An 11417-nucleotide genomic window follows, 5' to 3' on the forward strand; every position below is an offset into this window, starting at 1 on the left:
TTCGCAGGGCGTCATGAGTCGCTTTCTTGCGCTTGTTGACGCGGAATGACGCACGGTGAACGGCCGTTACCGGCGCCTCGACCGCGGCCCTGCGGCGTCCCTAGATTGGGCTGCACCAGCCACCGCCACCAGGAGTTGCCATGCCGTCCACAGTCCCCGCCATCGTGTTCATCGGCGGCGGTCCGCGCGCGGCCGGCATCCTCGAACGGCTCGCGGCCAACCGCCCCGCCCTCTTCGACGGCCCGCTGCGCATCCATGTGGTGGAACCGCACCAGCCCGGCTCCGGGAGGATCTGGCGCCATGACCAGAACCCGGGCCTGCTGCTGAACTCCACCGCCGCGGACGTCACCATGTTCACGGATGGCTCCGTGGCCTGCGACGGTCCCGCCGTGGACGGCCCAGGGCTGGCCGCCTGGGCCGCCGGCGTGCTGGACGGCTCCATCCGGGACGTCCCCCGGCTGGAGCCGCACCTTCTGGCGCAGCTGCGCGCGCTCACCCCGGCGTCGTTTCCCAGCCGCCAGCTGCAGAGCAAATACCTCGAGTGGTTCTTCCGCCGGGCCGTCGCGGCCCTCGGCCCCGGCGTCTCGGTGGCGGTGCACCGGGACACGGCCACCGCCGTCGAGCGTTCCGGCACCTCAGAGGAGGGGCCCGACGGCGGCCGGCACCGCGTGCGCCTGGCGTCCGGAGCCGCGCTGGACGCCGACGTGGTGGTCTACTCCCTGGGCCACACCGACTCCAAACCCGACGCCGAATCGGAGCGGATGGCCGCCTTCGCCGCCCGCCACGGTGGCTTCCACGCGGCGCCGTCGTACACCACCGACGTCGACTACTCGGCCATCGCCCCCGGACAGGATGTGATCGTCTCCGGCATGGGCCTGGCGTTCGTGGACCTGCTGGTGCTGCTGTTCGAGGGCCGCGGCGGGCGTTTCGAGGAAGGGTCCGACGGCGGCCTGGCGTACCTGCCGTCCGGCGCCGAGCCGCGGCTCTGGGCCGGATCGCGCCGCGGCGTGCCGTACCACTCCAAGATCTCATCCACCCTGCGCGGCGAGGCCGCCGGGGCTCCGCGGTACTTCACGGCCGCCGCCGTGGAGGCGCTGCTGGCCAGGCACGCCGAGCTCGATTTCCGCACGCATCTCTGGCCGCTCATCGCGAAGGATGCCGGCTACGCCTTCTACTGCGAACTGTTCACCGGCTACCCGGAGCGGGTGCTGGGCACGTGGGAGGGCTTCTCCGCCCGTTTCGACGGCCTCGACTGGTACAGCCGTGGGCGCGAGGAACTGGTGGCCGCGGCCGTGCCGGATCCCGCGTTCCGGCTGGACCTCGAAGCCCTCGACCAGCCCCTCAGCGGCTGCGCGTTCTCCAGCCACGAGGCCGTACAGAAATCGGTGGCCGCCTACATCGAGCACGATCTCGCCCTGCGCACGGCCCCGGACCATTCCGAGACCCTCGCCCTGTTCGCGGCCCTGCTGAAGGTCTACATGGAGCTGGGCAGGCTGGTGCCGCAGGAGCGGCTCAACTCCCGTTCCCAGCGGGCGGTGCACGGCTGGTGGCACGGCTTCTTCAGCTTTGTCGATTCCGGGCCGCCGCCGCACCGCCTGCGCGAACTCCTGGCCCTGCACCGGGCCGGCCTGGTGCAGTTCCTGGGGCCCGGCATGTGGGTGCGGCCGGACGAATCCATTGGGCGTTTCGTGGCCGGTTCGTTCCAGTCGCCGGTGGTGGTGGACGCCGCCGCGTATATCGAGGCGCGCCTGCCGTCGCCCTCCGTGGAGCGCTCGGCCAACCCCGCGCTGGCTGAGTTGCATGCGAGCGGCCGGGGCACGGAACAGCGGCTGCTCACCTCCGACGGCGCCCACTCCACCGGTAAGCTGCTGGTGTCCGGGGCGCACGAGGTGCTGTCGCCGCTGGGCGCCCCGCAGGCCGGGCTCTTCGCCGTCGGTCCGTGGACGTCCGGCTGGGGTGCGGGCGCCTTTGCCCGCCCCAACACCAACGCCGCGCCGTTCCGGGAAAACGACGCCCTGGCCCGCCGCCTCCTTGAAACCATTGCAGCTTCCCACCCAACTGAGTCGCAGTTGTTGTCGTTTTGAGCCTCCAAAACGACAACAACTGCTACCTAGTTGGGCTACACGCACGAAAGGCATGACATGACCAGCACTCCTACCCGGCCGGCGTCGGGATTCACCGTCCTGAGCCTGCCCATGCGCGATCCCCGGGTCCGGCCGCTCCTGGACGAACTCGCCGTCGAATACAGCACCCGCTACGGGGACCTGTTCGGCAGTGGTGGCGCGGCGGAGGAACTCAACAGATACCCGGCCGGCGAATTTGCGGCACCGCACGGTGCCCTGCTCATCCTGCAGGAGAACGGCGAAACCGTGGCCGGCGGCGCGTTCCGCCGATACGACGCCCGCACCGCCGAGTTCAAGCGGATCTGGACCCACTCCGCGCACCGGCGCCGCGGCCTGGCCCGGCTGGTGCTCGCGGAACTGGAGGCCGAGGCCGCCCGCCGCGGTTACCAGCGGATCTACCTCACCACCGGCCCGCGGCAGCCCGAGGCCAGGAACCTCTACCTGGCCACCGGCTACACGCCGTTGTTCGACCTCGAGGCCGACCCCGAGCAGATCAAGCACCTGGCCTTCAGCAAATCCCTCGCGTCCAGCTAGCTGTTTTCGTTCAGGCGGCGTCGTGCCACCAGCCTTCCCAGGCGCTCGATGACAGGCGGTTGGTGGGGAATCCGGCGTCCTGGCCCGGGGTGTGGTCGCCGCTGTCCCCAGAGCCGCCGTCGTTCCGGCCTGCATCTACAAACAGGCTAATGGTGTTCCAAAGCAACATCGGGGTGTCCTTCCACTGGTAGCTGGACATCTTTGTCCAGGTGAAAGCAGCCTATGCGGCGAATGTTTCCTTGCTTCGACGTTATGTTTCCAGGGTGTGCCACTTATCTCACATGCCCGATCGGAATCCCGGGACGGAAACAATCGGCACAGGATTAGTGGACACACAAGAGCGGGCCCCTGCCGTGACCTGGCAGGGACCCGCAGTCCATGGCGCCGCCCGTCCGGGGGCGGGTCAGCGCGTCGGCGCGTCAACGCGTCAGGCGAACGGGAGCACCAGCTCCGCGTAGCGCTGCTTCAGGGTGGCCAGGGTGCTGTGGCCGTCGGCGTCCCAGATCTCCTGGTTGAAGATTTCAACCTCGATGTCGCCCGTGTATCCCGCGTCCTGCACCCAGGTGCCGATGGTGGCGAAGTCAATGACGCCGTCGCCCATCATGCCGCGCGACAGCAGCGCATCGGCCGCGATCGGCAGGTTGAAATCGCACACCTGGTACGAGGCAATGCGGTTCTCGCGGCCGGCACGTTCGATCTGCGCCTTCAGTTCCGGATCCCACCAGACGTGGAAAGTGTCGACGGCGACGCCCACGGCCTTCGCGTCGTACGGTGCGGCTAGGTCCAGCGACTGCCCCAGGGTGGAGATGAGCGCCCGGTCGGCCGCGTACATCGGGTGCAGCGGTTCGAGCACCAGGCGGACGCCGTGCTCGACGGCGAAGGGAACCAGGTCCTCGAGGCGGTCCGCGACGCGCTGGCGGGCTGCCACCACGTCCTTCTCACCCGGCGCGAGGCCCCCGACCACCAGGAACAGTTCCTGGGTGTCCAAGGCAACAGCTTCGAGGACGGCGGCGCGGTTGTCGGCCAGTGCGGCGGCCTGTCCTTCAGCGTCGGCAGCTGTGAGGAAGCCGCCACGGCACAGCGAGGAGACACGGAGGCCGGCGTCCTTGATGAGCTTGGCGGCCTTGTCCAGGCCCGCCTCGGCCACGCGGTCACGCCACGGGCCGATCGCGGGAATCCCCGCCCGGGCGCAGCCGTCCACGGCCTCGGCGAGCGTCCACTTCTTGGTGGTGGCGCTGTTGAGGGACAGTCTTGAGAAGTCGGCCGGTCGGGAAAAGTCGCTCATGCGCCCACCCCGTTGATCCGCAGGAAGTCGGACATCCGGAACGCGGCCAGGGACGGGTCCCGCAGCAGCCCGGCCTGGTCGGCCAGCTCGAACGTCCTGGCCAGGTGCACCACGGAGCGGCCCGAGTGCAGGCCGCCCACCATCTGGAAACCGGGCTGCTTGCCGTTGAGCCAGGACATGAACGCGATGCCGGTCTTGTAGTAAAACGTGGGCGCGCTGAAGATGTGCTTGCCGAGCTCACGAGTGGAGTCCAGTATGGCGCGAGCTTCCGCAGCGTTGCCGGCGTCGTACTTCTGCAAGGCAAGCGAAGCGGCCGGGTAGATGGCCGCGAAGATGCCCAGCAGGGCGTCCGAGTGGTAGGTGCCGTCGCCGTCGATCAGTTCCGGGTAATTGAAGTCGTCGCCAGTGTAGAGGCGGACGCCTTCGGGGAGTGCAGAGCGGAGGGCAACCTCGTGCGAGGCGTCCAGCAGCGAGACCTTGACGCCGTCCACCTTGTCCGCGTTTTCGCGGATCAGGCTGAGGAACGTTTCGGTGGCCACGGAGACGTCGTCGGAGCCCCAGTATCCGGCCAGCGCGGGGTCGAACATGGTGCCGAGCCAGTGCAGGATGACCGGCTGCTCCACTTCCTGCAGCAGCGTGGAGTAGACGTGCAGGTAGTCGTCGGCGCCGTTGGCCACCTTCGCCAGGGCACGGGACGCCATGAGGATGACCTTGGGGCCGGCCTCGCTGACGACGGCGATCTGCTCGCGGTAGGCCTCGATGACGGCCTGGAGGCCGGCCGCGCCTGCGGGCACGGCAGCGATGTCCAGCTGGTCGGTGCCGGCGCCGCAGGAGACAAGGTCGCGGACGGATTTGCCGGCCGTGGCCGCGTTGCCTGCGGCCACCACGGAGGCGGCTTCGGCGCCGGTGCGCTTGATGAGCTGCTGGGTGGCTGACCAGTCCAGGCCCATGCCGCGCTGTGCGGTGTCCATGGCGTCGGCAACGCCCAGGCCGTAGGACCACAGCTCGTGCCGGTACGCCAGCGTGGCATCCCAGTCGAGCCGGGCCGGGGCGCCGGGGGTGTTGTCCGCGGCGACTTCGGGGATGACATGGGCAGCGGCGTACGCGTGACGCGCCGTCAGCGGTGCCGTGGGCTTGGCCCAGGCGGTGGCGGGCTGCAGGCGGTACTCACGGGTGCCGCCGTCGGGCGTTGGAAGAATCAGTGAGGTCATCAGAGCGTGATCTCCGGGATGTCGATGGTGCGGCGCTCGTCGTTGGACTGCAGGCCCAGCTCGGCGAGCTGCACGCCGCGGGCAGCGGAGAGCAGGCCGAAGCGGTGCTCGCGGCCGGCGACGACGTCGCGCAGGAATTCTTCCCACTGCAGCTTGAAGCCGTTGTCCAGTTCTGCGTTCGCGGGGACGTCCTGCCACTGGCTGCGGAAGGATTCGGTGACGGGCAGGTCCGGGTTCCAGACGGGCTTGGGGGTGTGGGCGCGCTGCTGCGCGACGCACTTGTTCAAGCCGGCGACGGCGGAACCGTGCGTTCCGTCGATCTGGAACTCGACCAGTTCGTCGCGGTAGACGCGGACGGCCCAGGAGGAGTTGATCTGGCCGATGACGTCGTCACCACCGGGGGTTTCGAGCTCGAAAATGCCGTAGGAGGCGTCGTCGGCGGTGGCCTTGTATTCCTTGCCGGCCTCGTCCCAGCGTGCCGGGATGTGGGTGGCGGTTTTGGCGTTGACGCTCTTGACCTTGCCGATGATGCCTTCCAGGACGTAGTTCCAGTGGCAGAACATGTCCGTGGTCATTCCGCCGCCGTCTTCCTTGCGGTAGTTCCAGGACGGGCGCTGCGCAGCCTGCACGTCGCCTTCGAAGACCCAGTAGCCGAATTCGCCGCGGATGGAGAGGATGCGGCCGAAGAAGCCTTCGTCCACCAGGCGGCGGAGCTTGACCAGGCCCGGGAGGTAGAGCTTGTCGTGGACAACGCCGGCCGTGACGCCGGCTTCCTTGCCGATCCGGGCGAGTTCGATGGCTTCCTCGAGGGTCTCGGCCGTCGGCTTTTCGGTGAAGATGTGCTTGCCGGCGCGCATGGCCTTCTTCAGGGTGGCGGCGCGGAGGCTGGTCATGGACGCGTCAAAGACGATGTCCACGCTGGGGTCGTTGATGACGGCGTCCAGGTCGGTGGACCATTCGGGGACCTTGTGGAGCTCGGCGAGTTCGCGGATCTTGGCCTCGTTGCGGCCCACCAGGATCGGTTCAATCTGGACGCGGGTGCCGTCCTCGAGGGTGAATCCACCGGCATCGCGAATGGGGAGGATGGAGCGCAGCAAGTGCTGGCGGTAGCCCATCCGGCCGGTGATGCCGTTCATGGCGATGCGGATCGTCTTCGTTTCGAAGCCCATGTGTGTCCTCCAGCTTGGTGGTGTTCAAAGGGGTGGTGTTCAAAGTGGGAAAGCGCATTCCCACTGACACTAGTGTGCATCGTCCAGGTCATTCGGGCAAGCGCTTTCCAGAATTTCCCGCCGAACTGCCATAAGGTGGTCAGAGCGCTCCACCAGAAAGGAAGTCCCGTGGCCGCAAGCACCCTGGCCGAAGTCGCCAAGCTGGCAGGAGTTTCCCTGGCCACGGCTTCAAGAGTCCTCAACGGCTCCGCGAGGAAGCCCGGCGAGGGCATCGCCGAACGCGTCCGGGCCGCCGCCGAGGCCCTCGGCTACGTCGCCAACGCCCAGGCCCAGGCCCTGGCGAAGTCCAGCACGGGGCTCATCGGGCTGATCGTCCACGACATCGCAGACCCCTACTTCTCCGCGATTGCCCAGGGCGTGCAGGCCGCCGCCCGCCAGGAACACCGCATGGTGCTGCTGGCCACCACGGACGGCACGCCCGCGGGCGAAAAGGACGCCGTGGTGGCCTTTGCCGCGCGCCGGGCCGAATCGATCGTCATCGCCGGATCGCGGTCCACCCGGTCCGAGGACGCCGGCGCCAACGCCGAACTCGCCGCGGAGCTGGACCGCTACTGCCGCAACGGCGGGCGCGTGGGCGTCCTCGGCCGGCCGGTGATCGGCGCCGCCGAAACGGACAGGTACTACACCGTCGCAGTGCCCAACGAAGCGCTGGCCAGGGAGCTCGCACTGGAGCTGGCGGCGAAACACGACGGCCCGTTCATGATTGTCGGCGGGCCGGAGGGCCTGGCCACCTCGGACGAACGCATCAAGGGATTCCAGCAGGGGCTGTCCGACGCCGGCCGGCCCGCGGCCGAGCTGGTACGCGCCCCGTTCAACCGGAACGGCGGCTTCGACGCCGGCGTCGGGATCTCCCGGAAGCTGGCCACAGCGGAGCTTTCGCGGCCCTGCATTTTCGCGGGCAACGACGTCATGGCCATCGGAGTGGCGGCAGCGTTCCGCGAGCACGGCTTCAAGATTCCGCGCGATGCGGCCCTGGCCGGCTTTGACGACATCGAATGGCTGCGCGACTTCCGGCCGGCGCTGTCCACGGTGAGCCTGCCGCTGGAGGAGCTGGGGCGGCTGGTGACCCTGGGTGCCATCTCCGACGACGCCGGGCCGGCCGCCATCGCCGGCAGCGTGGCCCTCCGCCGGAGCACCTCCTCTTCCTGAGCCCCGCAGGCTACGCGGCGCCCGTGGCGATGCTGCGCAGGAAGCCGGCGTCGCGGGTGACGTTGCCCGGAAGGTCCCCTTCGACGAACTCAAGCATCAGGTCCATGTCCCGGCCGCTTTCCCGGAGCATCTGGCACACGGCCTGCCACAGCTCCTTGCGGCCTTCCAGGGGAAGCCGCTCCGTCGCGGGCCACCACGAGAAGGAGTGGATGCCGGTGACATGCTTCAGCACGCGGCGCAGCGAGGTGACGGCGTCCTCATCGCCGATGCCGACCGCCGGCTGCCAGTAGGTACCCACATTGGGCCGGTCCACCCGCGCGAGGAGTTCCAGGGTGCCCTCCACCGTGCTGGTCAGCGTACCGCCGTGGAATTCAAAGGCGAGCTGGAGGTCCTGCGCGGCGGCGAGCGCGGCGATGCGCCGGGTGTCCTCGACCACCGCGTCCCATAGCTGCGGGCCTGCTTCGGCCGGCTCGACGGTTCCGGCCCAGATCCGCACGCGCGGCGCACCGGCCCGGACGGCCAGGGCGACGACGTCGTCGAAGTCGCCGAACGCGCCGGCCCGGTAGTAGGAACCGAGCGAGAGGACCTTCAGGCCGGCCGCGGCACATGCTTCCCGCGCATGGTCCGCGGACGCGGCATCCACCACGTGGACATCGGCCCCCCATTCGATTCCGGCCAGGCCGGCCGCGGCGGCAACAGCAACCACCTCGTCAATGCCCAAGGTACGGAGGGTCACCGAACAGATGCCGGGCGTGAGGGTCGCCGCCCGCTCCGTCGCTTCGGGGGCGGAGCGGGTGCCGGCGTCAGGACCGCCACCAGCGCCGGTCTCAGGGGCAAATGCCATCGGGATTCTCGCAGTCTGTTCGGGGGAATATTTCTCCCACGGTAGCGGGAATGCGCTTTCCAAGCAATCCTGCCCCGTTGTGCATCCAGGCCGTGTCTGCAGCCTCCACCGCGAACGATTTTGTTCCGGCATGCAGCTCAAATTCATTCGGCGAAACCGTCACTGTGCCCGGCTAAGCTATGCGCATGGCCAACAAAACCGCAGCTGAAAAACTCGCCACCATCCAGCAGGGCTACACCTTGCAGGGAGCCACGATTGAGCTTGGCGCCGCGATTGTCGATGGCGAAGTCCACAAGGAAGCCCAGGTCCGCCTGCCACTCGCCATGATGAACCGGCACGGGCTGGTGGCGGGTGCCACGGGTACAGGCAAGACCGTCACCCTGCACATGATGGCCGAGCAGCTGTCCACGGCGGGGGTCCCGGTGTTCCTCGCGGACATCAAAGGCGATCTCTCCGGCCTGGCCACGGCGGCCACGGCCAACGAGAAGCTGACGGCCCGCACGCAGAGCCTGGGCCAGCCCTGGGAGGGCAAGGTCTTCCCCGTGGAATTCCTCAGCCTGGGCGGCGACGGCAACGGTGTTCCGGTCCGCGCCACCATCACCTCGTTCGGCCCCATCCTGCTGTCCCGCATCATGGAGCTCAACGACACGCAGGAATCCAGCCTGCAGCTGATCTTCCACTTCGCTGACAAGCAGAACCTGGAACTCATCGACCTCAAGGACCTGCGCGCGGTCATCCAGTTCCTGACCTCGGACGAGGGCAAGGCGGAACTCGAGGACCTCGGCGGGCTGTCCAAGGCCACGGCTGGCGTCATCCTGCGCGAGCTCGTGAACCTCGAGGCCCAGGGCATGGAGAAGTTCTTCGGCGAGCCCGAGTTCGATACCGCCGAACTCCTGCGCACGGCCCCGGACGGCCGCGGCGTGATCAGCTGCCTCGAGCTCCCCACACTGCAGACCAAGCCCATGCTGTTCTCCACTTTCCTCATGTGGCTGCTCGCGGACCTTTTCGAGGACCTCCCGGAGGCCGGCGACCTGGACAAGCCCAAGCTGGTCTTCTTCCTGGACGAGGCCCACCTGCTCTTCAACGGCGCTTCCAAGGCCTTCCTCGACGCCATCACCACCACGGTCCGGCTCATCCGGTCCAAGGGTGTCGGCATCTTCTTCGTCACCCAGACCCCCAAGGACGTCCCTTCCGATGTCCTTGGGCAGCTCGCCAACCGCATCCAGCACGCCCTGCGTGCCTTCACCCCGGAGGACGCCAAGGCCCTGAAGGCAACAGTGTCCACCTTCCCGGTCAGCGACTACGACCTCGAGGAAACCCTGACTTCGGCCGGCATCGGCGAGGCCGTGATCACGGTGATGAACGAGAAGGGCGCGCCCACCCCGGTGGCGCTCACCCGGCTGCGCGCCCCGGAATCCGTCATGGGTCCCAGCACGGACGAGCTGATCCGCAGCAGCATCGCGGCATCGCCGCTGCTGGGCAAGTACGGCACGGCCGTGGACAACGTGTCGGCCTACGAGAAACTGAAAGGCCAAGGCGCGGCACCCACCGGCGAGGCCGCCCCCGGCCAGCCGCCGGTCCCCGGATCTGCGGACCAGAACACCGTGGACCAAAACGCCGTAGACGCCGATGCCCGCCGGATCGAGGAGGAAATCCTCGGCCGCCCCAGCTCACGCCCTGCATCACAGCCGCTCCCCGAGATGCCCGCACCGCCGGCCCCCGCGCCCCAGCAGGACGGCGGCGGGATGTTCGGCGACATCGCCGGAACCCTCGGCGGGGCGCTGGGCGGCGGGCTGAAGAGCATGGTCCGCTCCCTCGGCACGCAGATCGGGCGCGAGCTGCTCCGCGGGGTTTTCGGCACCTCTTCGCGGCGCCGCCGCTAGGCATGGGATCCCGACGGCGGGCCGGAAGCAGCGCGTTTCCGGCCGCCGTCCGGCGCCGCCATTGCGGCCTCCGTGCGTCACACCGGCCGCCCCCTGCGCGGGTATGGGTGCACTGGCAGGTAACGTAAAGAGCGTGCAGTTGAGCCAAGCATTGGTCAAGACCGCAGCCGGCTGGCTGCTCGGTCTGATGCTTGCTGCCGCCGCAGCGGTGGTGTGCGTCAATCTGGTCAGTGCCTCAGTGGCCAGCCCCCAGCAGCCCGTCCGGGAGTATTTGGACGCCCTGAAGAAGGGCGAAGGCGAGGAAGCTCTGGGCCTGTTACGGGCCTCCGTTCCATACGCCAACCCTGCCATGCTGGATGGCACGGCCCTGCAGACGGCGGCCGCCAAAGTGTCCGACGTCAAGCTCGGCAACGCCGAGCCGCGTGGCGGCAACCGGGTATCGGTCCCCGTTGACTACACGATCGACGGCAGCCCGCTCCACACCGATTTCCTCCTGGAACGGACCGGTACGCAGTGGCTGTTCTTCGCCAAATGGGCGTTTGTGCCCACGCAGCTGCCCACCATCGAGGTCACGGTGGTGAACTCCAGCGAAGCCACGCTGAACGGCCTGCCGGTGAACATGCCCAACGGCCGCAACAGCTTTGCCGTGTTCTACCCGGGCCACTACGAGGCCAGCCTGAACGGCACGTTCTTCGAGGCGCCCGCCACCTCGGTCTCCGTCACCAGCAGGGACGGCGGCCAGGCCCCGCTGAACCTGAAGACCCGCTCCACCCCTGCCATGAACAAGGCCGTGGACGAGAAGCTCAGGGAATTCCTGGACGGCTGCGCGGCCGAAGCCACCCAGCAGCAGCGGCTCCAGCCCAATTGCCCGTTCTACCACGCCGTCAGCAACCGCGTGGAGGCAGGCTCCATCAAGTGGGAAATCACCGAGTACCCCAAGATCAGCATCGAGCCCTTCGGCGGCCGCTGGGTGGTGGCCCCGCTCAACGGCAAGGCCCGCCTCACCGCACGCGAAATCAACCTGTTCACCGGCGCAGTCAGCGACCTGGACGTGGTCCACGACTTCAGCTTCACCACGCACCTGGACACCGCGGACCAGACCGTCACGGTCACCCCGATGCTGAGCTTCTAGGCCCCCGCAAACCAGGCCCCCAACAGA

At 68.4% G+C, this 11417-nt stretch carries 10 protein-coding genes; 5 read left to right on the plus strand and 5 right to left on the minus strand.

All coding sequences use genetic code 11. From position 1 onward, the window contains the following. Positions 1-140 precede the first annotated feature (140 nt). On the plus strand, positions 141-2084 hold the full coding sequence (locus NVV90_RS19170) for an FAD/NAD(P)-binding domain-containing protein (protein ID WP_258438828.1): 1944 nt from the start codon (positions 141-143) through the stop codon (positions 2082-2084). Positions 2085-2141: 57 nt separating this feature from the next. Continuing rightward, positions 2142-2657 (plus strand): GNAT family N-acetyltransferase, encoded by a 516-nt coding sequence (locus NVV90_RS19175; protein WP_258438829.1) that lies wholly within the window; start codon positions 2142-2144, stop codon positions 2655-2657. A 10-nt stretch (positions 2658-2667) separates the two neighbouring features. On the opposite strand, the gene NVV90_RS19180 is transcribed toward NVV90_RS19175, so the two are convergent. From NVV90_RS19180 to NVV90_RS19195, 4 genes are all read right to left on the minus strand, one after another. After that, on the minus strand, positions 2668-2826 hold the full coding sequence (locus NVV90_RS19180) for a hypothetical protein (RefSeq protein WP_258438830.1): 159 nt from the start codon (positions 2824-2826) through the stop codon (positions 2668-2670). 258 nt (positions 2827-3084) lie between these two features. Beyond that, entirely contained in the window at positions 3085-3942 is an 858-nt protein-coding gene (locus NVV90_RS19185; RefSeq protein ID WP_258438831.1) for a sugar phosphate isomerase/epimerase, read from the minus strand. Further along, positions 3939-5153, minus strand: a complete 1215-nt coding sequence (locus NVV90_RS19190; protein ID WP_258438832.1) for a dihydrodipicolinate synthase family protein — start codon at positions 5151-5153, stop codon at positions 3939-3941. The genes NVV90_RS19185 and NVV90_RS19190 overlap by 4 nt, the downstream gene beginning before the upstream one ends. Continuing rightward, positions 5153-6322, minus strand: coding sequence for a Gfo/Idh/MocA family protein (locus NVV90_RS19195; protein ID WP_258438833.1), 1170 nt, complete (start codon positions 6320-6322; stop codon positions 5153-5155). Before NVV90_RS19195 ends, NVV90_RS19190 begins: the two co-directional genes overlap by 1 nt. 168 nt (positions 6323-6490) lie before the next feature. Here NVV90_RS19195 and NVV90_RS19200 point away from each other — a divergent pair, with 168 nt between their 5' ends. After that, a complete protein-coding gene (locus NVV90_RS19200; protein WP_258438834.1) occupies positions 6491-7531 on the plus strand; it encodes a LacI family DNA-binding transcriptional regulator in 1041 nt (346 codons plus the stop codon). 10 nt (positions 7532-7541) lie between these two features. On the opposite strand, the gene NVV90_RS19205 is transcribed toward NVV90_RS19200, so the two are convergent. Next, on the minus strand, positions 7542-8375 hold the full coding sequence (locus NVV90_RS19205; protein WP_258438835.1) for a sugar phosphate isomerase/epimerase: 834 nt from the start codon (positions 8373-8375) through the stop codon (positions 7542-7544). Between the two features lie 185 nt (positions 8376-8560). Between NVV90_RS19205 and NVV90_RS19210 the strand changes: the two genes are divergently transcribed. Both NVV90_RS19210 and NVV90_RS19215 read left to right on the plus strand, forming a co-directional pair. Further along, a complete protein-coding gene (locus NVV90_RS19210; protein WP_258438836.1) occupies positions 8561-10258 on the plus strand; it encodes a DUF853 domain-containing protein in 1698 nt (565 codons plus the stop codon). Positions 10259-10361: 103 nt separating this feature from the next. After that, a complete protein-coding gene (locus NVV90_RS19215) occupies positions 10362-11390 on the plus strand; it encodes a hypothetical protein (protein ID WP_258438837.1) in 1029 nt (342 codons plus the stop codon). Positions 11391-11417 lie beyond the last annotated feature (27 nt).

The sequence above is a fragment of the Arthrobacter sp. CJ23 genome (assembly GCF_024741795.1).
In the GTDB taxonomy this organism is placed as follows: Bacteria; Actinomycetota; Actinomycetes; order Actinomycetales; family Micrococcaceae; genus Arthrobacter.